Annotated in this window: 21 protein-coding genes and 1 other RNA gene; 11 read left to right on the top strand and 11 right to left on the bottom strand. The window is 43.1% G+C overall.

All coding sequences use genetic code 11. The annotated features are described in order from the left end of the window. Positions 1–56 precede the first annotated feature (56 nt). Entirely contained in the window at positions 57–239 is a 183-nt protein-coding gene (locus MAMP_RS07660) for a hypothetical protein (protein WP_007145450.1), read from the top strand. Between the two features lie 27 nt (positions 240–266). Here the strand turns inward: MAMP_RS07660 and MAMP_RS07665 are convergent, their stop codons facing one another. The 5 genes from MAMP_RS07665 to smpB all read right to left on the bottom strand — a co-directional run bounded on the left by MAMP_RS07665 (position 267) and on the right by smpB (position 6,350). Beyond that, the gene (locus MAMP_RS07665; protein ID WP_237701197.1) at positions 267–821 is read right to left on the bottom strand and encodes a hypothetical protein; all 555 of its coding nucleotides are present in this window, start codon (positions 819–821) and stop codon (positions 267–269) included. Beyond that, on the bottom strand, positions 796–4,542 hold the full coding sequence (locus tag MAMP_RS15680) for an EAL domain-containing protein (RefSeq protein ID WP_007145452.1): 3,747 nt from the start codon (positions 4,540–4,542) through the stop codon (positions 796–798). The genes MAMP_RS07665 and MAMP_RS15680 overlap by 26 nt, the downstream gene beginning before the upstream one ends. A gap of 390 nt (positions 4,543–4,932) precedes the next feature. Then, positions 4,933–5,229, bottom strand: a complete 297-nt coding sequence (locus MAMP_RS07675; RefSeq protein WP_007145453.1) for a hypothetical protein — start codon at positions 5,227–5,229, stop codon at positions 4,933–4,935. 225 nt (positions 5,230–5,454) lie between these two features. Then, positions 5,455–5,815: a transfer-messenger RNA gene (gene ssrA / locus MAMP_RS15890) on the bottom strand. 55 nt (positions 5,816–5,870) lie between these two features. Next, positions 5,871–6,350 carry an SsrA-binding protein SmpB gene (smpB, locus tag MAMP_RS07680; RefSeq protein ID WP_007145454.1) on the bottom strand — a complete coding sequence of 160 codons (480 nt, stop codon included), beginning with the start codon at positions 6,348–6,350 and terminating at the stop codon, positions 5,871–5,873. Positions 6,351–6,479: 129 nt separating this feature from the next. Here smpB and MAMP_RS07685 point away from each other — a divergent pair, with 129 nt between their 5' ends. Genes MAMP_RS07685 through MAMP_RS07695 form a run of 3 tightly spaced genes read left to right on the top strand, consistent with a single transcriptional unit; the run spans position 6,480 to position 8,608 of the window. Then, complete coding sequence (locus MAMP_RS07685; RefSeq protein ID WP_007145455.1) at positions 6,480–7,847, top strand: sodium-dependent transporter; 1,368 nt, start codon at positions 6,480–6,482, stop codon at positions 7,845–7,847. A 22-nt stretch (positions 7,848–7,869) separates the two neighbouring features. Beyond that, a complete protein-coding gene (locus tag MAMP_RS07690) occupies positions 7,870–8,310 on the top strand; it encodes a type II toxin-antitoxin system RatA family toxin (protein ID WP_007145456.1) in 441 nt (146 codons plus the stop codon). Beyond that, a complete protein-coding gene (locus MAMP_RS07695; protein WP_007145457.1) occupies positions 8,297–8,608 on the top strand; it encodes an RnfH family protein in 312 nt (103 codons plus the stop codon). Before MAMP_RS07690 ends, MAMP_RS07695 begins: the two co-directional genes overlap by 14 nt. On the opposite strand, the gene MAMP_RS07700 is transcribed toward MAMP_RS07695, so the two are convergent. Next, positions 8,609–9,430: a ferritin-like domain-containing protein gene (locus MAMP_RS07700; protein ID WP_007145458.1), complete on the bottom strand. Its 822-nt coding sequence runs from the start codon at positions 9,428–9,430 to the stop codon at positions 8,609–8,611. Further along, on the bottom strand, positions 9,423–10,403 hold the full coding sequence (locus tag MAMP_RS07705; protein ID WP_007145459.1) for an ABC transporter permease: 981 nt from the start codon (positions 10,401–10,403) through the stop codon (positions 9,423–9,425). The genes MAMP_RS07700 and MAMP_RS07705 overlap by 8 nt, the downstream gene beginning before the upstream one ends. A gap of 261 nt (positions 10,404–10,664) precedes the next feature. Here MAMP_RS07705 and MAMP_RS07710 point away from each other — a divergent pair, with 261 nt between their 5' ends. The 4 genes from MAMP_RS07710 to MAMP_RS07725 all read left to right on the top strand — a co-directional run bounded on the left by MAMP_RS07710 (position 10,665) and on the right by MAMP_RS07725 (position 13,429). Beyond that, positions 10,665–11,006: a rhodanese-like domain-containing protein gene (locus tag MAMP_RS07710; RefSeq protein ID WP_007145460.1), complete on the top strand. Its 342-nt coding sequence runs from the start codon at positions 10,665–10,667 to the stop codon at positions 11,004–11,006. Between the two features lie 110 nt (positions 11,007–11,116). Beyond that, positions 11,117–11,776, top strand: coding sequence for a hypothetical protein (locus tag MAMP_RS07715; protein ID WP_007145461.1), 660 nt, complete (start codon positions 11,117–11,119; stop codon positions 11,774–11,776). Positions 11,777–11,838: 62 nt separating this feature from the next. Beyond that, positions 11,839–12,687 (top strand): HvfB family MNIO-type RiPP peptide maturase, encoded by an 849-nt coding sequence (locus tag MAMP_RS07720; RefSeq protein WP_007145462.1) that lies wholly within the window; start codon positions 11,839–11,841, stop codon positions 12,685–12,687. Beyond that, positions 12,680–13,429, top strand: coding sequence for an HvfC family RiPP maturation protein (locus tag MAMP_RS07725; protein WP_007145463.1), 750 nt, complete (start codon positions 12,680–12,682; stop codon positions 13,427–13,429). Before MAMP_RS07720 ends, MAMP_RS07725 begins: the two co-directional genes overlap by 8 nt. Before the next feature lie 48 nt (positions 13,430–13,477). Here MAMP_RS07725 and MAMP_RS07730 read toward each other — a convergent pair whose 3' ends face one another. Next, positions 13,478–14,110 carry a bifunctional 4-hydroxy-2-oxoglutarate aldolase/2-dehydro-3-deoxy-phosphogluconate aldolase gene (locus MAMP_RS07730; RefSeq protein WP_040576239.1) on the bottom strand — a complete coding sequence of 211 codons (633 nt, stop codon included), beginning with the start codon at positions 14,108–14,110 and terminating at the stop codon, positions 13,478–13,480. A 21-nt stretch (positions 14,111–14,131) separates the two neighbouring features. After that, the gene (gene edd / locus MAMP_RS07735; RefSeq protein WP_007145465.1) at positions 14,132–15,955 is read right to left on the bottom strand and encodes a phosphogluconate dehydratase; all 1,824 of its coding nucleotides are present in this window, start codon (positions 15,953–15,955) and stop codon (positions 14,132–14,134) included. A 341-nt stretch (positions 15,956–16,296) separates the two neighbouring features. Here edd and trmB point away from each other — a divergent pair, with 341 nt between their 5' ends. From trmB to MAMP_RS07750, 3 genes are all read left to right on the top strand, one after another. Continuing rightward, positions 16,297–16,986, top strand: coding sequence for a tRNA (guanosine(46)-N7)-methyltransferase TrmB (trmB, locus tag MAMP_RS07740; protein ID WP_007145466.1), 690 nt, complete (start codon positions 16,297–16,299; stop codon positions 16,984–16,986). Between the two features lie 84 nt (positions 16,987–17,070). Further along, entirely contained in the window at positions 17,071–18,303 is a 1,233-nt protein-coding gene (locus MAMP_RS07745; protein ID WP_007145467.1) for an OmpP1/FadL family transporter, read from the top strand. A gap of 12 nt (positions 18,304–18,315) precedes the next feature. Further along, on the top strand, positions 18,316–20,109 hold the full coding sequence (locus tag MAMP_RS07750; RefSeq protein ID WP_237701198.1) for an AMP-dependent synthetase/ligase: 1,794 nt from the start codon (positions 18,316–18,318) through the stop codon (positions 20,107–20,109). Here the strand turns inward: MAMP_RS07750 and folC are convergent, their stop codons facing one another. Further along, a complete protein-coding gene (gene folC, locus MAMP_RS07755) occupies positions 20,110–21,417 on the bottom strand; it encodes a bifunctional tetrahydrofolate synthase/dihydrofolate synthase (protein ID WP_007145469.1) in 1,308 nt (435 codons plus the stop codon). It abuts the gene before it with no gap. Between the two features lie 7 nt (positions 21,418–21,424). Next, positions 21,425–22,282: an acetyl-CoA carboxylase, carboxyltransferase subunit beta gene (accD, locus tag MAMP_RS07760; RefSeq protein WP_007145470.1), complete on the bottom strand. Its 858-nt coding sequence runs from the start codon at positions 22,280–22,282 to the stop codon at positions 21,425–21,427. Positions 22,283–22,296 lie beyond the last annotated feature (14 nt).

Below are 22,296 nucleotides of genomic sequence, written 5' to 3' on the forward strand. Positions count from 1 at the left end.
TATCGTAGAAGATAACTAAGGTCATGTAAGATGGCACAAAAAGTAGGAGGTAAGAAATGAGTATTTCAGCAACACAAGGCAGCCCGAAAATCAGTATCGATGATTATCTGATGGTCAAAAGTGCTCAAATGAGTAATAACAAAGCCAAGTTAGATGGTGCCAATGCGTTAAAACTGATTGAATCTGCTGTCCCTGCACCTACTGCCACACAAGGCAATAATCTAAACGTAAAAGTCTGAGTTTCTCAGACTTTTTTTGCCTGCTATTCAGCCAGGCAACTCAATCTCACTGTAAAAATCCTGATACACAATCTCCACCCGAAGTCTGTCCCCCTCTGATAGTATATCCTGTGGTTGGCTTACTGCTGTTATCCACTGCTGCGCCTGTTCTTGTTTGACCAGATTACAAATATCACCGATAGGCCAGTGGAAATACACTTCATGTTGTTTTTTAATGGCCAACACATCTTTGTCTGTGGATTCAGGAATCGGTAAATAAGAACTGAATATTTCCAGACCACCTTGCTGTTCCGGATCATGAGCAAAATACTCGACACTAATATCCCAGCCCCGAATCAGCGCCTTCTCGTCATCACCGCGTTCCACACTAAAGCCATACATGGCTAAGGTGCCATCGTTTATTTTGGGCAGCTTATTTAATACCTGCTGAATGGATTGCACGGCTTTTTTATCATCTTCTGATAGGGAAGTCTGAGTTGATAACCAATTACCAAATTCAATCGCTGATTGAATGAGTTTTTTATGTGATTTATCAAGCAGAATATTGGCCATAAACTTAGTTCTTCCTGTGCGCATTTTCATAGTGTTTTACCCACTCAAGCACTTCGTCTGCTGGCATGGGCTTAGCAATAGCGTAACCTTGCGCAATATCACAGCCCATATCCATCAGCGGTTTAAAATGCGCTTCAGTTTCAACACCTTCGGCGATGATATTGCGTTTAAAGACTTGAGCTAGCTCAATCACCCCTTTCACAATCGCCATGTCTTCTTCATTACCCAGCATATCCCGGATAAAGCTCTGGTCAATTTTTAAGGTTCTGACTGGTAGTTTTCTCAGATACGACAACGAAGAATAACCGGTGCCAAAGTCATCCAGAGCAAACGGTACTCCCAAATAACTACTTGCGGCCGCCACAACCTGCGCTGTCTGAACCGTTTCCAGTGCCGAGGTTTCCAGAATCTCCAGCTCGATATCATCTGCCGCTATAGTCTTGTATTGCTTCAATAATGATTCGAGTTTGTTTAAGAAGGCATCATGCTGAATGTGTCTGGCCGATACATTGATACTGACTTGAATGTGCAAATTGTTTTCATGCCATGTTTGTAATTGGTTGAACGCCGTTTTTAATACCCAGTCGCCTAACTCAATACTGAACTCATGATCTTCAATAATAGGCAAAAATTCCATGGCACCCAATAAACCTCTTTCAGGGTGTTGCCAACGGATAAGGGCTTCTACACCTACAACACGGTTATGGCGAAGGTCCACTTTTGGCTGATAATAAAGCCTGAACTCTTCACCAATCAATGCCAGATGTAATCGCTCCAGTTGGGAATGGTATTCATGCATCTGCTGATCCAGCTTAGCATCAAAGATATGATAGCCATCCCTCCCCGCCTGTTTAGCTTCATACATGGCCAAATCCGCATGACGAATCAAGGTATCACCGTCCACATTATCTAAGGGATATATAGCCACGCCGATACTGGCTGTGACGTGATGTTTACGATGGTTAATCTTGATCGGCTCAGCAATCTTCTGGCTGAGTCTTGTAAGAATGGGGTCCAGCTCATCGATATTGTTTATGTTACTGATAAGTACAACAAACTCATCGCCCCCCATTCTGGCAGCTGTATCCCCGGAGCGAGTAACTTGGGCTAGTCTTTCAGCCACGGCAATCAACAGTTTATCGCCAATTTCGTGACCGAATTCATCGTTGACAGGTTTGAACCCATCCAGATCCAGAAAACATACCGCCAGCAATTTTTCACTTCGTTTAGCAATGGCGATAGCTTGCTCGAGCCTATCTGAAAGTAGTGTTCGATTAGCGAGCTGTGTCAGGGCATCATAATGGGCCATATTGACTAACAGATGCTCTGTTTTTTTAATCTCCGTAATATCAACAAACAGCCCAAGATAATTGGTAATCTCGCCCTCATCATTTTCTATTGCGCTTACGGTCAAGATTTCAGCAAAAAATTCCCCATTTTTCTTCCGGTTCCATATTTCACCACGCCAACGCCCTTCGGTATGGATGCATTCCCACATTTCTTCATAAAACTCTGCGCCCTGTCGACCAGAAGCAAGAATTTTAGGATCTTCACCGATTAATTCTTCCTGTGTGTATCCAGTGATCTCACTAAATGCGCGGTTCACGCTAATAATACGGTTATCTTTGTCAGTAATCAGAATGCCTTCCCAGGCATCATCAAATACGCTGGCATGTAAACGCAGTGCTTCCTCGTTTTTTAGACGATCAGTAATATCGTAGAACCAACCGATATTGCATTCCTCACCACCATATTTAATTGGCAAGTAAGAAGCGAGTGTCCATTTTGTTCCTTCTCCGTAGATATTAAGCTCTGTCAGTTGGTTATAGATGGTTTTACCTTCAGCGATATGATTTAAATAGGTTTTCACCACTGTAGGATCAACGTAAAAGGCAAAGGGATTGAGATCGTTTAATTTGTCTTTATCCTGATTAACCAGCTCCGCATAACGTTTATTCGCAAAGACAATTTTTTTGGTGGTATTGGTAACAATTCGAACAGCAATCGGGCTATATTCTAGTAATTCTCTGAGTTTGGCTGTATTAGTGCGTAACTCATCCTGAATTTTCTTGAAGTAGGAAATATCAGTACTGGTACCAATCATACGTAAAGGTTGTAAGTCTCTATCACGCTTGATGATCATGCCGCGCGCCATAATCCACTTCCATGAGCCATCGCCACACAGCATTCGGAATTCATCTTGGTAATTGGCATACTCGCCTGAAATATATCCTCTGAAACGCAGTCTGGCCTGCTCTCTATCCTCTGGGTGTATGTATTCGGAAGTCTCGTCTAGCGTGTCTGGGAAACTGTCATCCATATAGCCCAGCATTTTCTTCCAACGCTCGGAATAACTTGCTGTGCCAGCTTCAAGATCGACGTCCCAAACACCGTCACCGGTAGACTCAAGTGCCAGCTTCCAGCGGCTTTCACTTTCAGCTAATGACTTTTTGCTTTCCGCAATACGCGTTAAATATGAATCGATACGTTCAGCCATAGAGTCGAATGCTCTGGCTGCAGTGGTAATTTCATCATTCCCTTTTAGCTCAGCTGTCAACGCCACTTTTTGTCCGGACTCAAAACGTGTCATTTCTCTGGTCAAGCGTGTGATACGTGAAATCACATTCTTATTCACAGCAACGGTAATCAACCAACCAGAGAAAATAGTGACCGCAAATAATACGGCTATCAGAATCGCTAATAAACGATTAACGGGTTCAATCAAATCATCTATTGGAATGAGTTTAAAGTAGCGCCAATTAACCGGAACCACCGACATGGATATGGCAATATACTTTTCTCCATTTACGATAATATCTTTTGACGCAATCTGTGGACTATCTTTAACAGGCTGTTTTAACATGACTTTAAGCGCATTCTCTTTATCGAGAAAATCTGTCACCTGTTTTTCATCACCTGACTCAAGCTCTGCCTGCCAATGGCCTGCAAGAATGAAATTCCCTTGCTTATCCAACAGGAAATGCTGTGTATCTGGGTAAAGTTGTTGCTCATTGAAAGTAAAGCCCAGCACATTGCTTAATTGCATATCCTCACCAAGCGACCCCACCCACTTTCCATTGACATAAAGCGGGTATAAGGCACTTACCATCCAAATCTGATTAACAGGATCAAATAAAGGCGGTGTAAAGGTATATTGCTTGTCGGGATTTTCAGAAGGAGAAGTTAAGCTTACCCAAGGCGTTTGCGTGTAATCATTGTCAGCCTGCTGAGTAAATATAAATTGAGGATAATGAGAATCAAAAATAACTTCACTGCGTAAATCAGGTGACAGATACCACACATTTTCAAATACACGATTAGCAGATGAGCCAAAAACATCCATCACCTGCTTGATGCGTAAATGCATCACTTTCTGTTTATCTGTTAAATCAGCTGAGTCAGGAATGAAAATCCCGGCATTGACCTGACCATCAAACTGGTCTTTCTTATTACGCCAAACCCCGTCACTATTCAGCTCTATTGTTTGATAGAACTTGTCTATTTCTTCCTTTGTAACCGGTTTATCTAATTCACTTTGTAGTAAACGGGCTAAGCCTTTTAATTTAGGTTCTGCATAACTGAGCTTCTGAGAAGTGATATCGACCTGATTCTGAGTCACAGCCAGTAGATTATTCACCTCTCGGTTAAGAAGCTTTTCTTTTGAATAAGCACTTACCCAAATAGCGGCGGGTATGGAAGTCAATAGAATACTGACGATGACGATTAAACTGAGTTTTTCTCTAATCTGCATTGAGCATTGTCTTTTTGAGTCCCCTTGTGTGCACGCGTTGGGGTGTGAATCTTTTGTAAAGCCAGTCTACACAACCTTATTAAAGATGTTTAGTTTTGCCCGGTAAAAGATGACATTGATAATCAAATAAAAAAGTACAGAACAAAGACCATAACTTCTGCACAACTATTTAGACTTACAAATAATACGTCTTCTCTAGTAAAAACTATTTATAAGCAAATGAAAATAAAAAAGTATTTATTTGCCTATTTATCGCCTGCCTGCATGGCTGAAAACAAATGTCAGCAAGCGAAATAGAACATTAAGCTCGATAAACATTAACCGTTGTAACTCAATAGTAAGAACTTAAAACTATTTGCTGCGCGGTAAATCCAGCCTGATGCGACCTTTTTACTGAGCGTTTTTCAAACACTCATCTTCAATTAGTTCAGCAAAATGATCGATAACAGCTTGCTTTTCACCCTCATTTTCAGCAACCGGTTCATTATAAGCACGCAACATCAATCCACGAGAAAAATTGCCCACCGTCATCTTCATCGCCTCATGGATAGGCACATTGTTTTGCCGAACCTCCATAAACTGCTCGGCTTTATTTGCCCAGCCCTCACAGGTTTCTTCTTTTGTCAGCTCGTCGGCATGAGCAAAAACACTAACGAACATTAGCCAAGCTAGCGCTAATTTTTTCATGGTTATCACCTCAGACGATATTGATATAACCCGACTATAAACGCTTCAACTAAATCCCTCAGAAAAAGTTGAGTTAAACATAATCGGTAGGTTAAGTTGCAGCATGAAACCCAACAAAAGATCATTATACAAAGTCTCAACTGTTGGGTTTCGCTATAGCTCTACCCAACCTACTTTCCAGATCGTTAGGCACAAAAAAACCACCCGAGGGTGGTCATTTATGTTTGGTGGAGGCGGCGGGAATCGAACCCGCGTCCGCAGATCCTCCGCCTTCGGATCTACATGCTTATTTCATCTATTAATTTAACTACCTGCTACCCGATGAACAGGGAAAACAAGTAGCGATCTTGTAAGGTTTTAATCTCTTAGTACCAAGCATACCTCGAGACGATCTTGTGAGAGTCGACGCCCGATACCAGACGCACAAGCACGGATCTGGTCGAACGGCATTCACTGGTTATTAAGCAGCTAGTGCGTAGTTGTTATCGTTAGCAACTAATTTAATTCCAGTCTTTTTTACGAGAGAACTGAAGTACTCGGCATGCACCTTAGGTTTTGTAATCCCCGTCGAAGCCAGGTCGCCCCCAAAGTGTTGAACTCTTATATTGTATCGGATTAGGCGTTTTTCAACCAGTGAAAACTTATCTTGCTTTCAGAATTCTGGCTTTGTCACGATTCCAGTCGCGATCTTTCTCAGTTGCGCGTTTATCGTGAAGTTGTTTACCTTTGGCCAGCGCAATTTCAATCTTGGCCATGCCTTTTTTCCAGTACATATTTAATGGAATCAGCGTGTAGCCTTTACGCTCAACCGCACCAATCAATTTGTGTAATTCTGCTCTATGCAGCAGTAACTTACGGTCACGTTGTGGCTCTGGTTTGATATGTGTAGATGCGGTTTTTAACGCAGTAATAAGTGCGTTTGCTAACCAGGCTTCACCATTGCGAACGTGGACATAGCTTTCGTTGAGCTGCACTTTTCCATCACGCAGGCTTTTCACTTCCCACCCTTCGAGAACCAGTCCTGCTTCAAATTTATCTTCGATGAAAAATTCATGCCGTGCCTTACGGTTCACTGCGATGGTGTTTTCGCCTACTTTCTTTTTATTCTTTTTCGCTGCCATGTGCATATTATAGAGTGTTTAAACAGCGGCTTCATTATTTATCATTCACGAAACTAAAATGAGTGCGGTTTGTTGAAAGACAAAAGTTTTGGGTACAATCGAGTGAATTTACTTTTTTGAGGCGACCGAATGGCTAGACCTACAAAGTCGATTCATGGCGAGTGGACATCTCGCTGGGCATTTATTCTTGCAGCAACAGGATCGGCTGTTGGCCTGGGAAACATCTGGAAATTCCCATACATCACGGGTGAAAATGGTGGTGGTGCCTTTGTTCTAATTTATCTGCTGTGTATTGCCATTATCGGCGTTCCGCTGATGATGGCTGAAATTCTTATCGGTCGTCGAGGCCGACAAAATCCCATCAATAGTTTGAAGTCGATTGCTGACGAAGAAGGCCGAAGTACAAATTGGCAATGGCTTGGTGGCATGGGTGTGCTGACGGGGTTTTTGATTCTTTCCTACTATAGTGTAATTGCCGGCCAGGCTATGGCGTATATTCCGCGCGCTTTTTCTGGTGTATTTGAAGGGGTCACCGCTGATGGCGCAATTAGTATCCATAAAGCCCTGGTCAATGATCCGGAACGTTTATTAGCCTGGCATACGATATTTATGCTGATGACGGTCGGCATTGTGGTGCGAGGTGTGCAGCATGGTTTAGAAAAGTCTGTGCGCATTATTATGCCCGCCCTGTTTATCATCATATTGATGTTGGTTGGCTATGGTTACAATACTGGGCAATATTTTGATCAGAGTGTGCAGTTTTTATTTGCCATCGATTTTTCTAAATTAACGCATACTGGCGTATTGACTGCGATGGGTCATGCCTTTTTCACCTTAAGTTTAGGTATGGGCGCGATTATGGTGTATGGCTCTTACTTACCTAAAAAAGCGTCCATTTTCAAAGTATCGCTGACCATTTCCATTATGGATACTACGGTCGCCTTGCTGGCTGGCTTGGCAATTTTCCCTCTGGTATTTGCTAATGGGCTTGAACCAACGGCTGGGCCTGGTTTGATTTTCGACACACTGCCGATTGCTTTTGGTCATATGCCTTGGGGCCAGTTCTTTGGCGGTATATTTTTCATCTTATTATTATTCGCTGCCTGGAGTTCGGGTATTTCTCTGGTAGAGCCCATTGTGGTCTGGCTGGTTGAGAACAAAAACATGACTCGGCTAAGAGCGAGTGTGTATTCAGGTGTCATCATCTGGTTGCTAGGCTTGTTGACGATTTTCTCATTTAACCTTGGTCGGGAATGGCGATTATTCGGATTAACGATGTTTGAGTTGCTTGACTACCTCACAGCGAATATTATGTTGCCTTTGGGCGGATTACTGATAGCCTTGTTTGCAGGCTGGGTAATGAAGCGAAATAGCTCTATGGATGAGCTGGGATTAGGCAATGGATTGTTGTATTCGACTTGGCGAGTACTTGTACGTTTTATTACACCGATTGCAATTTTGATTGTTTTTGCCAATCTTATCGGTCTTCTGAATTAATTAATGACGTAACCGGATTTCAATGACTACCATCACACGAAGCTCTCTGGTCATGTACACACCTGATCAAATGTTTGATTTGGTTAATGATGTTGAAGCCTATCCACGGTTTTTGCCTTGGTGTCGCGACAGCAGAATTATCAGTAAAAATGAAGATGTTATCTGCGCCTCTCTGGATATAGCTAAAGGCGGTATTCATCATGAATTTTCTACTCGAAATGTGCTCGATCATGGCAATGCCATACGCATCGAATTAATTGATGGCCCCTTTCGCCATCTTGAAGGCCACTGGCAATTCAAACCGATTGGTGACAATCAGGGTTGCCGTGTTCAACTGGATATGGACTTCGAGTTTTCAACTCGTTTATTAGACTTGGCACTGGGCCCTGTCTTTACTCAAATATCAGGTTCATTAGTGGAAGCATTTTGTAAACGCGCACAGGAAATCTATGGAAAACGCTGATTTAATCCATATTGAGGTAGCTTATGCCCTACCTAATGAACAAGTTATTATTCCTCTTGAAGTACCCAAAGATTGTCTGGTTGAAGATGCGATTAAACGGTCCGGTATTCTCGAACGTTTTCCTCAAATTGACTTAAAAACCGATAAGGTCGGTATCTTTGGCAAAATGTGCAAACTCAATGCTGAACTGAATAATAAAGACCGTATTGAAATCTACCGTCCACTGATTGCTGATCCTAAAGAATCACGTCGCCAAAAAGCTGAGATGGAGAAAAAGAAAAAAGCAGAGGCTGATTAATCAGCCTCTTTTTTTATACACCGCCTGAGATTCCAATAAATCCATTTCCTGCTCGGTAAACCCGGCATCCAACCTGGCTTCAGTATGGAATGGCCCGCGAATTTCCCCGTTAAAATAGGTATTCAGTAAGGTTTTAAATGTCTCAAAAGGATCAACGCCGCGTTGTTCACAAAGATAGTTAAACCATCGGGTGCCAATCGTCACATGGCCTATTTCTTCTTGCAGAATCAACGTCAGAATGTCAAAGGCTTTGATATCACCTGAGTTTTTCAACTTATTCATCATCGACGGTGTAACATCCAGTCCCCTCGCCTCCAACACTCTAGGCACCAACGCCATTCTTGTTAAGGGATCATGATGTGTCTTTTGCGCCATTTCCCACATCCCATCATGAGCAGGAAAGTCACCGTAGTGAAACCCCATGGTTTGTAAATGCTCATCCAATAACAGGAAATGATGCGCCTCTTCATAAGCGACCTGCATCCAGTCCTGGTAAAAAGCCTCAGGCATCTCAGCAAAGCGGGCTGTCGCATCCAGTGCCAGATTAATCGCATTAAACTCAATATGACAGATAGCGTGAATCAGTGTGGCATGGCCAGTTTGCTGATTATTACGTCGTCTGGGTAAGGCTTTTGGTGGCACCAAGTCTGGCTTGTCTGGTCTGCCTGGCACAGTGGGTACATCTAGCTGCTCACGATTGAGATGAAACCCTTCTTTCATGATCTGCTCGAAGAGTGCTCGGGTTTCGTGTGCTTTTTGCCACGGGTCATTCATCAACAAGCAGCTTAAAGCCTGTTGACGGACATCAATCTTATCAACCATCTAATCTGACTCGTGGATCGACTAAGGTGTATGAAATATCAGTCATGACAAGACCAACAATGTATAAAACTGAGCCCAGAAATACCATAGCCCGGACAATCGCAAAGTCTTGAGCTTGAATAGCATCAATAGTGTAGCTACCTAAGCCGGGAATACCAAAAAAGGATTCAAGGATCAGGCTGCCCATAAATAAGGTAGGTAAGACAACCACTGCCCCGGTCAGTATAGGAATCATCGCATTCTTCAATACATGCTTAAACAACACTCTGACTTCTGATAAACCTTTCGCCCGGGCTGTGCGTACATAGTCTTTTGAGACTTCTTCCAAAAATAAGGTGCGATACCAACGTGAGCCAGAACCGATACCGGAGACGATGCCGATAAAAACAGGCAGAATAATAAACTTAAAGGCATCCAGTCCTTGTGCGTAGCCGGACAGCGGGACCAGTTGCATGATTTTACCCACTAGAAACTGACCACCGATAATATAAAACAGACCCGAAATAGACATCAGTATAACGCACAGAATAACGCCACTAAGATCGAGATAACTCGCTCTAAAAAATACCATCAACATGGCAAAGGTAATATTGGCTAGTATGCCAATAATAAAAATCGGAACCGCTATCGCTAGGCTCGGCCACATGCGTGTTTGTATATCTTCACCAATATCGCGACCATCGTCTGCCTGACCAAATTCAAAGGCAAACAAAGTTAAAGATTTATCAAAGAAAATAGTGTGTGTGAGCTTGTTTAAGCCCGGCTCTTCACTATTCCAGAGTAAGGCTTTGTCATAACCTCTTTCTTCTTTCCAGACGTCAACGGCTTCTTGAGTGACATGTTTATTCCCTAAGTGCATACGCGCCATATCATCAGGCGTATTCACCATAAAAAATAAAGCAAAGGTCAGCGCATTAACCCCAATCAAGATGGGGAATGCATAAAGAATCCTTCTGACAATGTAAGCAAACATAGATTAACCAGGTTGTTTCATAAGTTTTGCAGGACTTTATTTATCAAGTCAGCGTTTATCTGTCTCACATTATGACGCTAAGATACTCATTGAGAAAGAGCTATTACATCTTTGCAGTTTCACTTTAAAGCATTTTGTTACTGAGCGTTTCAAATGCTTATCTGAATGCGGTTTTAAACGCTTTTCAAGATTAGCATTTACTAATACACAAATTTTGTTATCGTGTAGCGACGATCATCATAAACAGCTAACGAGGTCACGATGAGCTTAACAGCGATAGATTTAGTCAAAAAGGCTAAGAGTGAAATTAATGAAATCAGTTGTGATCAGGCTGCATCAATGCTTGATGATGCTACCGTGATAGATGTCAGAGAACCCGCCGAATTTGATGCTGGCCATATCTCTGGGGCCATTCATATTCCCAGAGGGATGTTAGAGTTTTCACTCGCATCTCACCCGTCACTCGCTAATGTCGAAGATCCTGTTATTGTCTATTGTAAAACTGGTGGTCGTGCTGCTTTAGCAGCTCAGACATTACAGCTAATGGGCTATCAACAGGTTTACTCGATTGCCGGTGGTTATGACGCCTGGCAGCAGATTTAAATTACAGGAATATACCGATGAACCTCTGTAAATACACGCTACTACTGCTCGCATCTACTCTCATACCTTCACTTTCGTATGCAGAGACAACGCAAATTATGATTAGAGCAATGGCTAATGACGCCAAGTATATCGGCACCAGTGTGGGCGGTGTTCGGGTGATGGTAAAAGATGCGGAAACAGATCAGTTACTTGATGAAGGTTGGATTAATGGTGGCACAGGCGATACTGATCGTTTGATCAAAAATCCCATTCATCGCGGTGATGTATTAAGCGATAGAAACACGGCGGGTTATCTGGCGACAGTAGATATTGATACACCACGTTTGATTAAAATCACTGTGCTTGGGCCCTATGCCTATCGTCAGTCCCTGCAAGAGGCAAGCATCACGACCTGGATAATTCCTGGCAAAGATCTGCTCGGTGACGGCATTAGTATAAAAATGCCAGGGTTTATTGCCGATGGCTGGACCCAGGTTTTACAAGGTGGTGTAGTAGAGTTTTATCTGGACGCATCACTGTTATGCGGCTGTCCAATTAAGAAAAACGGTTTGTGGGATCCTAAAAACTACGAGGCAAAAGCTATCTTGATGCAGGATGAGAAAAAAATTGATGAAATCCCACTTAGTTTTACCGGACCGATTGGTATCTTCTCTGCAAAAACTCAATTGAAAGAGAGTGGCCATTACAAAGCGATTCTCTATGTCATTGATACCAAGACAGGTAATGTCGGGGTGGACAGAACGATGTTTGAGATTAATTTAGACTAAAGGCTGTAACAATCGCAGCATGAGATCGTCTTTGTTAAGACAACATTCTGCAGGAGAATACTATGGCGCTTCCATCATGTCCGGTCACAGGAACAGGCCTTGGACTTCGCCGACAATTTATCGATGAGCTGTTAAAGTCGGCCAATCATGATATCGATTTCATGGAGGTGGCTCCCGAGAACTGGATGGGAATGGGTGGTAAGTATGCCAAGCAATTCACGGCCGCATGCGAACGCTTTCCTATGTTATGTCATGGCTTATCATTGTCTATCGGCAGTCCGGCGCCACTGGATATCAACTTTCTAAAACAGTTAAAGCAATTTTTTGATAAGCATCAAATCGTCAGCTATAGCGAACATTTAAGCTTTTGTAGTGATGAGGGACATCTCTATGATTTAATGCCGATTCCATTCACTGACGAATCTGTTCGTTATGTCGCAGATCGCATTAAACAGGTGCAGGACATTCTCGAACGGAAGCTCATCATAGAAAACGTTTCATACTACGCCGCTCCCGGCCAGGAAATCACTGAAATTGATTTTACGCGTCAGATATTAGAAGAAGCCGACTGTGACCTGTTGTTGGATGTGAACAATGTCTATGTGAACAGCATTAATCATGGCTATGATGCTCAGACGTTTATCAACTCGATGCCGACGGGTCGTATTGCTTATCTGCACATAGCCGGGCATTACAATGAAGCAGAAGACTTGATTGTCGACACTCACGGTGCCGATATTATTGATCCTGTCTGGCTACTACTTAGTCACACCTATCAAACACATGGTGTTATCCCAACGCTGCTTGAGCGTGATTTTAATATCCCTTCTCTATCTCATTTATTAGATGAAATGGCTGTTATCAGACAATATCAACAGCAGCCACAAAACATGCATGCAGCTCATGGCTAATCATTTTCAGCAAACACAATATCAGTTCGCCGCCTATATCCGTGATCCGGAGCATCAGGCTATTCCAGATCACTTGGAAAGCCGTCGAATGGCGATTTACCGCGATTTATTTTTTAATAATATCAACAGTACCCTATCAAGCGCTTTTCCTGTTATACGGCAACTGATGACTGAGAATGACTGGCTGACCCTCGTCAGATCCTTTATGCAACAGCATTATTGCCAATCTCCCCGCTTTGTTGATGTGTCAAAAGAATTTATTGATTATCTACACCAGCAAAATGATGTTGATATGGCTATGCCTTTTTTACATGAACTTGCTCATTATGAGTGGGTTGAATTGGCATTGAGTATCGCTGAGGAAGAATGGCAACAAAGTGAAATTGATGAACATACCAACTTGCTGGCAATGTCTTATCAAGGTTCTCCACTTGCTTGGTTATTGAGTTTTGATTTCCCAGTACATCAAATCAGTCATGACTTTCAACCAACATCGGCTTCTGAAACACCCCATTTTCTGTTGGTATACCGTAATCAAGCTGATGAAGTGAAGTTTATTGAGCTCAATGGCTTGAGTGCACATTTGTTCGAACGCATCACGGCGGGTGAGGATGTCGATTCCGTTATAGATTCTATAGCAGAAGCGATGCCGCAACTTGACCGTCAATTGATAACAAATGGAGCCAGAGATTTAATAACGGATTGGTTAGCAAAAGGCATTTTGCTGTTAAGAGAGGCATAAAAAAGGCCGGGAATATCCCGGCCTTTTTATTCTATATGCGAATAACGTTTAAGCAGTCGCTAATTCAATCGCTTCAGCAGAAAGACGGGTAATTTCGTCCCAGTTTTCAGCATCCACTAAGTCTGCAGCACACATCCATGAACCACCGACACAACCGACATTAGACAGACTGTAATAGTCCTTCACATTTTTCTGGTTAACACCGCCAGTTGGGCAGAAGGTAATTTGTGGAATCGGCGCACCGATTGATTTCAGCATTGGCACACCACCCGCTGCTTCAGCAGGGAAGAACTTCATTGCTGTAATACCTTTTTCCAGTAAAGCCATCGCCTGACTTGGATCAGCAACACCCGGTAATAAAGGCACACCGGTTTTTAATGCCGCATCAATCAATTTTTCCGTGGTGCCAGGGCTGACGATAAACTCGGCGCCAGCGTCAATTGCCGCATTTAATGTTTCAATATTGATGATAGTACCAGCACCGACGATAGCATCTGGAACTTCAGCTTTAATACGGCGAATAGATTCAAGTGCTGCATCTGTTCTCAGTGTAATTTCCAGAACTTTTAAACCACCTTTAACCAACGCTTTAGCTAAAGGCACAGCATGTTCAACGTTATTGATAACCATCACCGGTACAATGGGTGATACTTTCATGATCTCTTGAATTGTTTTAGACATTGATTAATTTATTCCAAATAATTATTCGACATTAAACATGTTAATGGCACCCGTTTCAGCTGATGAAACACCTTGGCGGAAGCTATCAAACAGTTCACGGCCCATGCCATAGTGATGTTCAGTATTAGCCAGAACACAAGCCATACGTGAGTTCAGTTCTTCTTCATCAACTAACACATTTAATTCGCCACGCTGTGTATCAAGACGAATCATATCGCCATCGCGAACTTTGGTCAGGATGCTGCCATCTGCACATTCCGGACAGAGGTGGATAGCTGAAGGCACTTTACCAGAGGCACCAGACATACGGCCGTCAGTAACAAGCGCTACTTTAAAGCCTTTATCCTGTAATACGCCCAATGGTGGTGTCAGTTTGTGCAACTCAGGCATACCATTTGATTTTGGTCCTTGGAAGCGCAGAACAACAATCACGTCTTTGTTCATTTCGCCACGTTTGAAGGCTTCAACAACATCATCCTGGTGATCAAAGACCATCGCCGGTGCTTCAACCACTTGATGTTTCGGATCAACCGCTGAAATCTTAGACATACCACGGCCAAGATTACCTTTGATCAGATGTAAGCCACCGCTTGTTGCAAATGGTGCTGCCACACTACCGATAACATCAGTATCAAGAGAACCTTCAGGGCCTTCTTCCCATGTCAGTGTGCCATCTTTTAGTGTTGGCTCTTTGGTGTACTGTTCCATACCTTTTTCATCACCGATAGTAATGATGTCAGTATGCATTAAGCCATTTTTAGATAGTTCACGAATTAACACACCCATACCACCGGCAGCCTGGAAGTGGTTCACATCAGCTGTACCATTAGGATAAATACGTGTCACTAATGGAATAATTTTTGACAGACGGTCAAAGTCATCCCAGTTAATGATAATACCTGCCGCACGGGCAATCGCAATCAGATGAATAGTGTGGTTAGTTGAACCACCTGTGGCTAATAGACCCACCAGGGCATTCAAAATCGCTTTCTCATCGATCATATGACCGATTGGACGATAGTCATCGCCTAACGCGGTAAATTTGAGTGCTTGTTCAGTCGCACGTTTTGTTAACGCATCACGCAGCGGTGTGTTTGGATTAATGAAGGAGCTACCAGGGAGGTGTAAGCCCATCATTTCAACCATCATTTGGTTACTGTTTGCTGTACCGTAGAAAGTACATGTACCAGGGCTATGATAAGACTCAGACTCTGCTTTTAATAACTCTTCACGACCGACTTTACCTTCAGCGTAGAGCTGACGAATACGGACTTTCTCTTTGTTAGGCAAACCGCTCGGCATAGGTCCTGCCGGTACGAAAACAGCCGGTAAGTGACCAAAACTCAATGCACCAATCAATAAACCCGGAACAATTTTGTCACAAACGCCCAGATACATAGCGGCATCGAACATATTGTGGCTGAGGCCAATGGCGGTTGCCATTGCAATGACGTCACGGCTGAAAAGCGACAGTTCCATACCTGGCTGGCCTTGCGTAATACCATCACACATGGCAGGAACACCACCAGCAAACTGAGCGACACCACCGGCTTCGGTTGCAGCTTTCTTGATGATTGCAGGGAAATCTTTAAACGGCTCGTGCGCCGATAACATGTCGTTGTATGAAGAAATAATCGCGATATTGGCTTTTTTATCTCCTGCCAAGTCCGCTTTTTCTGACATGGAACAGGCAGCAAATCCATGAGCTAAATTGCCGCAGCCCAATACAGCACGATGTGGGCCTTTTTGCATCGCCTCATCAATACGGCCGAGATAGATTTCCCGTGTTTTTTTGCTTCTCTCGATTACGTCATTGGTGACGGCTTCTAAAACTGGATGAACCATACTTTCCTTCTCTCTTAAATGCTTTGCCTGATTATATGCAAAGATAATGGCGGGGCTCGGAGTACCCTTAAGATTCTACGTAAAGACCAAATATTATAACGCTAATAGTCATTTTTAGCACGCTGTTATCAAAAACTTACACCGTCAACGCTCGATAAAAAAGAGGTCTTTTTATTGTTTTTCAACATCCATACAACGTAATCAGGCGTAAATATTGGTTGTGATATGCATCACATTGTCGTTTCAATCAGATTGTCTGGATATAAAAAATTTTGCTTGCCGTGTTATCCATTAGCGCTTCAGGTATCATAACGGCCTTTAAATTTTTACCGATACGATCTATGACAACTGAAACAAAAACCCTGCGCCAAATCCGCAGTTTTGTTCGCCGTGAAGGCAGACTGACGCCTGGTCAACAACGTGCTCTGGACAATCACTGGCCCGTCTTTGGTATCGATGATGATACAGATTTGTCTGATCTCAACGCATTGTTTGGTCGCGAAGCACCAAAAATTATAGAAATTGGCTTTGGTAATGGTGCATCGCTGATTGAAATGGCAAAAAATCAGCCTGACCAAGACTATATTGGCATTGAAGTACATCGTCCAGGTGTAGGCCAGCTTCTTAAAGCCATTGATGACGAACAACTGACCAATGTCAGAGTGGCATGCACAGATGCCGTACAGCTTATTAAGCATCGCATTAAAAACCAGGTTCTGGCACGTGTTCAAATCTACTTTCCTGATCCATGGCATAAAAAACGCCATAACAAACGACGCATCATTCAACCTGAATTCGTCAATGTGCTGGCTGATAAACTAACGCATGGCGGACATCTTCATTTAGCTACAGATTGGCAGGATTATGCTGAGCAAATGCTCGCCGACGTTTCTTCCAATGCTCGCTTTCAGAATACCAGTCCTGACAATACCTATATCGAACGCCCAAGTTATCGTCCGCTGACAAAATTCGAACAGCGTGGACATAGGCTCGGTCATGGCGTTTGGGATTTAGTATTTAAAAGAGTCTAATCTGTGATTGAGAAAAGCTTGCACGCCTTAAGCGCTTAGGATACTTTATCTTCTTGTTCAAAAAACCGCTGCAAGTGATTGACTATGAAATTAAATATCCTCAAGGCTCCGACTTTTTTATTACTCGGCACAATGAGCAGTGCCAGCTTTGGTGCAGGCTTTGCGATTATTGAGCAAAGTGTGACGGGGCTCGGTAGAGCCTTTGCAGGGAGTGCTGCATCTGCAGAAGATGCCAGTACCATTTATTTCAACCCAGCGGGTTTGATGTATTTAAAACAGGCAGAAATGGATTTGGCAATTAACTACATAGCGCCAAACTCAGAGTTTAATAATGATGGTACATCATCACCCTCGAATGGCGGCGAAGGCGGCGATGCTGCAAAAAATGCTGTCGTACCCAACTTTTATTACGCTAAACCTCTAAATGACAAAGTGGCTATAGGGTTTGGGATTACCGCCCCTTTTGGTCTGGTGACTGAATATAATGAAAAATGGGTAGGTCGATATTTTGCAGTCAAATCTGATCTTAAAACCATTAACTTCAATCCCAGCATTGCTTACAAACCGACAGATAAATTATCTATTGGCTTTGGTGTTAGTGCTGAATATATCGATCTGACATTAGTTCAAATGACAAATCTAGGTACATCTGACGGCAAAGTGAAACTGGAAGCCGATGACTGGGGCTATGGCTACAACCTGGGAATGATGTATCAAGCTACGCCAGATACTCGATTGGCCTTGGCTTATCGTTCCAAAATTTCACACACACTCAAAGGTGATGGCACTCTAACAGCCGTCAATGGCAGTGTTCTGGCCGATGAGAATATACATGGTGATGTGGATTTACCTGAGACTATTTCATTGGCTATTCATCATCAGATTAATTCGAAATGGTCGGTTCTGGCTGACGCCACTATGACAAGATGGAGCCGTTTCCAGGAGCTCGCCATTGAATCTGATGGGGGTACTTTCACCAGTACAAAACCAGAAGACTGGGAAAACAGTATGCGTTATGGCTTGGGGGTAAATTACCGTTATAACGATAAATGGCAATTCCGATCTGGGATTGCTTATGACGAAACAGCTGTGCCAGGTATAAAGCGAAGAACAGCCAGAATACCTGATATCGACAGAAAATGGATTGCTATCGGTGCCACATATAACTATTCCGACAATCTGATTATTGATGCTGGTTATGCACATTTATTTGCCAATAATCCTTCAATAAAAGAATCTGACGGAACCAATAGTCTTAATGGTGATTACGATGTCAGTGTTGACTTGTTGGGAGTTCAACTTCGTTGGTTAATGTAAATGTCCAAAGATATGACAGATTACATTTCAGCCAATGCCGCTCAGACCTTATATGGCTTATTCAGGGAAAGACTCAATAAAACGCCTGACTCACCGGCCTATATTAATTACTGTGAACAAACTCAACAGTGGCAAACGATAAGTTGGTCAGATGCTGCTCAGCAGATAGCATACTGGCAACAGGCTTTAAAAGCTGAAGGTTTATCTCCTGGTGATCGTGTCGCCTTAAACCTGAAAAATTGTCCTGAATGGGTATTTTTTGATCAAGCGGCGTTAAGTCTGGGACTGATCACCGTACCGCTCTACCCCGATGATCGGCCTGACAGTCTTGCTTTTATATTGCAGGATGCTGATGTCAGATTTTTGCTGTTACAAAACCACCATCAGTGGAATCGTCTAAAGCCTTCTCTTTCAGAGGATCATCAGCTTAAACGTGTCATTATTAAAAGTGCTGACAAGTTAACGCTTGATGCACCTGCAATGTATTTGGATGAGTGGTTAAAAAAAGACATCATCTATCCGCTGCTTGATTGGCAAACAGAGACAGATCAGCTTGCAACTATCATTTATACGTCTGGCACGACGGGGAAACCCAAGGGAGTCATGCTAAGTCACCATAATATTCTATCGGTGGCCAGTGCCTCACTTAAACATTTTAAAATTCAATCTAATGACTTATTTCTCTCCTTTCTACCTTTGTCTCATACCCTTGAACGAACCGCAGGCTATTATTTGCCAATGATGACAGGATCGAAAGTGGCTTTTTCCAGAGGCATTCCTCAATTAGCAAATGATATTCAACAATTACAACCGTCAGCCTTAATTGCTGTGCCTCGAATATTCGAACGTATTTATCAACGATTACATACAAATGTGTCATCACAGCCTTGGTATAAACGTTTTTTATTCCTGCTGACACATAAAATCGGTTGGTCATATTTCCTCTACAATCAACAACGCCGTCATTGGTCACCTATTTTCCTTCTTATGCCTGTATTGGATAAATTAGTGGCAAAGAACGTACAGGCATTATTTGGTGGGCAACTGAGAGTCGCCGTTACGGGAGGAGCAGCTATTCCACACCATGTTGCCGAGATATTTATTGGCATGGGCATCAATCTGTTACAAGGATATGGTTTAACTGAAACAAGCCCGGTTATTAGCGTGAATACACTTGGCGATAATCAACCATACAGTGTTGGTCACCCTATCCCCACTGTTAAAATAAAGATCGCCGAAAATTCAGAATTATTAGTGCAGAGCCCTGGCAATATGCTGGGCTATTGGAATAATCATAAAGCTACGGCAAAAACCATCGACTCTGATGGTTGGCTTCACACCGGTGATCAAGCTGAGATATCTGACACTGGTCATATATTCATTACCGGACGCATTAAGGATATTCTGGTTTTGAGCAATGGTGAAAAAGTCTCACCAGCAGATATGGAGATGGCGATCACCAGCGATGAACTGTTTGAGCAAGCCTTGATTGTAGGAGAAGGTAAACCCTTCCTGTCTGCCCTGATTGTGTTGAATGCTGAACAATGGCTTGTGCTAGCGCAAAAGCTAAAGCTGGATGCGATGAATAAACATAGTCTGCAGGATAAATCCTTACAGCAGCATGTTATCCAACAGTTCAGACGTTTATTGCACAACTTTCCTGCCTACGCCAAAATTCGTCGGGTTAACCTGAGTTTATCGCCTTGGACGATCGAGAATGGCATGCTTACTCCAACAATGAAAATAAAACGCGCCAAGATTATTGAATCAAATCAGCACATCATTGCCGGGTTTTATCAAGACTGATTATTCAGCTGTACTTGTGAGTCTGTTTTGGAACTCAGGTAAAACTCTCATCACCGCTTCGACAGTATGAAATGAACCGAACACAAGAACCCTGTCACCCGCTTGCACATGTAATAAGGCTTGTTCATAAGCCTCAATTACGGTGGTGTGACAGCTGAAGTTTTCCTGCCCGGCATCTTGCATCGTTTTAGCAGCTATAGACTGAGCATCCATACCACGGCTACCATCCAGTCCTGCAAAGAACCAATGAGCGATGTCCTTTTGCAGAATCTGCGTCACCGCCTGACAATCTTTGTCTTTTAACATGGCTAAAACAGCATAGGTGTTACCTGTACTATTTCGCTCTGATAACAAGCGCTGAAGGTTTTCTGCACCCTGCTGATTATGGGTAACGTCTAAGATTATGGTGATGTCTTCGTGTCTGATTTCTTGAAAACGTCCTGCCAGAACAACGTTCTTCAGTCCATCGCTAATGGCAGAATCATCAATCAACATACCTTGCTCGCGTAACAGATAACAAACCTGAATGACGGCTGCGGCATTCTGAAGCTGATAATCACCAACTAAGGCTGGATACGGAAGCACCATTGCCTCTTTGTCAGTTGACTGCCATGACCATGTATCTGCTGTTAGCGGTGAATAGCGATAAGCCATACCAGCCTTGTATATAGGTGCTTCTAGTGAGTTTGCATAATCAATCAAGGTATGAGGTGGTTCAGACTCAGAACAAACAACTGGCGTTTGGGCTCGAATAATGCCCGCTTTTTCATAGGCAATTTTTTCGCGTGTGTCACCTAACCAGGCAGTATGGTCTAAGCCAATCGGGGTAATCAGTGCAACATCAGCGTCGAATAGATTAACAGCATCTAAACGCCCGCCCATTCCAACTTCCAATACCGCAATATCAATTTCTTGCTGACGAAAAATATCAGCGGCCGCTAAGGTAGCAAACTCAAAATAAGTCAGTGAAATGTCACCACGAGCCTGATCGATTCGAGCAAAAGAGGCACATATCTGCTCGTCTGAACAGGGAGTACCGTTAATGGCTATGCGTTCGTTATAAGCAAGCAAATGCGGTGAGGTATAAGTGCCTGTGCGATAACCAGCAGCCATGAGAATACTACTCGTCATAGCCACCGATGAACCTTTACCATTGGTGCCAGCAATAGTCACCACCTTAAATGGTAGGTGTGTCTGCCCTTGCATTTTTTCCCATACCTGACCAATACGTGCCAGACCGGGATCAATTTCAGTAAAGTGTAACTTTTCTTGCCACTCTAACCATTGTGGCAATGTGCTGAACCGCATACAGTGGCTAGGCTATAGCACGATGCTGAAGCATGCTGAGAATATTAGATAATCTATCTCGCATTTGACGACGGTCAATAATCATATCAATTGCACCATGTTCAAGCAGGAACTCAGCACGTTGAAAACCTTCCGGTAAAGTTTCACGAACCGTTTGCTCAATAACACGCGGACCAGCAAAACCAATCAGAGCATTAGGCTCAGCAACGTTGATATCACCCAGCATCGCTAAACTTGCAGAAACACCACCCATTGTGGGATCAGTCATCACCGATACAAACGGGATACCCGCATTACTTAGCTGAGTCAGGATGGCACTGGTTTTTGCCATTTGCATTAAAGATAACAAGCCTTCCTGCATACGCGCACCACCACTGGCAGAAAAACAGACCAATGGAATATTATTTTTCAGAGCGACTTTGGCAGCGCGAACAAATTTTTCACCCACCACAGATCCCATTGAACCAGCCATAAAGTTAAAATCAAAACTCACAGCAACTAATGGCAGACCATTCACTCTACCCTGCATTGCTAGTAAAGCATCATTTTCACCTGTTGAACGCTGTGCTTGGGTGAGACGATCTTTATAGCGCTTACTATCTTTGAATTTAAGGGTATCGACCGGCTTTACTTCAGTAGCAATTTCTTTACGATCACCCTCATCCAAAAAACTCTCCAGACGTGTTCTGGCATTGATGCGTTGGTGATGATCGCACTTAGGACAAACCATCAGGTTACGTTCAAGCTCAGCACGATAAAGCACATTGTCACAACTTGGACACTTGCACCAGACACCTTCGGGCACTGAACGGCTGCGTACTGTCGTGCGAATTTTTGAGGGAAGTAATCTTTCAAACCAGCTCATCTTGTCACCTTCGT

The sequence above is a fragment of the Methylophaga thalassica MP genome (genome assembly GCF_000214595.1).
Lineage (GTDB): Bacteria > Pseudomonadota > Gammaproteobacteria > Nitrosococcales > Methylophagaceae > Methylophaga > Methylophaga thalassica.

Excerpts from the sequence above, each read along its gene's own strand:
- MAMP_RS07725 (WP_007145463.1), top strand. The coding sequence starts at position 12,680 with ATGGCTAATCATTTTCAGCAAACACAATATCAGTTCGCCGCCTATATC.
- MAMP_RS07660 (WP_007145450.1), top strand. The coding sequence starts at position 57 with ATGAGTATTTCAGCAACACAAGGCAGCCCGAAAATCAGTATCGATGAT.
- MAMP_RS07705 (WP_007145459.1), bottom strand. The coding sequence starts at position 10,403 with ATGTTTGCTTACATTGTCAGAAGGATTCTTTATGCATTCCCCATCTTG.
- MAMP_RS07745 (WP_007145467.1), top strand. The coding sequence starts at position 17,071 with ATGAAATTAAATATCCTCAAGGCTCCGACTTTTTTATTACTCGGCACA.
- trmB (WP_007145466.1), top strand. The coding sequence starts at position 16,297 with ATGACAACTGAAACAAAAACCCTGCGCCAAATCCGCAGTTTTGTTCGC.
- MAMP_RS07685 (WP_007145455.1), top strand. The coding sequence starts at position 6,480 with ATGGCTAGACCTACAAAGTCGATTCATGGCGAGTGGACATCTCGCTGG.
- MAMP_RS07675 (WP_007145453.1), bottom strand. The coding sequence starts at position 5,229 with ATGAAAAAATTAGCGCTAGCTTGGCTAATGTTCGTTAGTGTTTTTGCT.
- MAMP_RS07715 (WP_007145461.1), top strand. The coding sequence starts at position 11,117 with ATGGCTAATGACGCCAAGTATATCGGCACCAGTGTGGGCGGTGTTCGG.
- MAMP_RS07690 (WP_007145456.1), top strand. The coding sequence starts at position 7,870 with ATGACTACCATCACACGAAGCTCTCTGGTCATGTACACACCTGATCAA.
- MAMP_RS07750 (WP_237701198.1), top strand. The coding sequence starts at position 18,316 with ATGACAGATTACATTTCAGCCAATGCCGCTCAGACCTTATATGGCTTA.
- MAMP_RS07695 (WP_007145457.1), top strand. The coding sequence starts at position 8,297 with ATGGAAAACGCTGATTTAATCCATATTGAGGTAGCTTATGCCCTACCT.
- MAMP_RS07730 (WP_040576239.1), bottom strand. The coding sequence starts at position 14,110 with ATGTCTAAAACAATTCAAGAGATCATGAAAGTATCACCCATTGTACCG.
- MAMP_RS07720 (WP_007145462.1), top strand. The coding sequence starts at position 11,839 with ATGGCGCTTCCATCATGTCCGGTCACAGGAACAGGCCTTGGACTTCGC.
- MAMP_RS07700 (WP_007145458.1), bottom strand. The coding sequence starts at position 9,430 with ATGGTTGATAAGATTGATGTCCGTCAACAGGCTTTAAGCTGCTTGTTG.
- accD (WP_007145470.1), bottom strand. The coding sequence starts at position 22,282 with ATGAGCTGGTTTGAAAGATTACTTCCCTCAAAAATTCGCACGACAGTA.
- folC (WP_007145469.1), bottom strand. The coding sequence starts at position 21,417 with ATGCGGTTCAGCACATTGCCACAATGGTTAGAGTGGCAAGAAAAGTTA.
- smpB (WP_007145454.1), bottom strand. The coding sequence starts at position 6,350 with ATGGCAGCGAAAAAGAATAAAAAGAAAGTAGGCGAAAACACCATCGCA.
- edd (WP_007145465.1), bottom strand. The coding sequence starts at position 15,955 with ATGGTTCATCCAGTTTTAGAAGCCGTCACCAATGACGTAATCGAGAGA.
- MAMP_RS07665 (WP_237701197.1), bottom strand. The coding sequence starts at position 821 with ATGAAAATGCGCACAGGAAGAACTAAGTTTATGGCCAATATTCTGCTT.
- MAMP_RS15680 (WP_007145452.1), bottom strand. The coding sequence starts at position 4,542 with ATGCAGATTAGAGAAAAACTCAGTTTAATCGTCATCGTCAGTATTCTA.
- MAMP_RS07710 (WP_007145460.1), top strand. The coding sequence starts at position 10,665 with ATGAGCTTAACAGCGATAGATTTAGTCAAAAAGGCTAAGAGTGAAATT.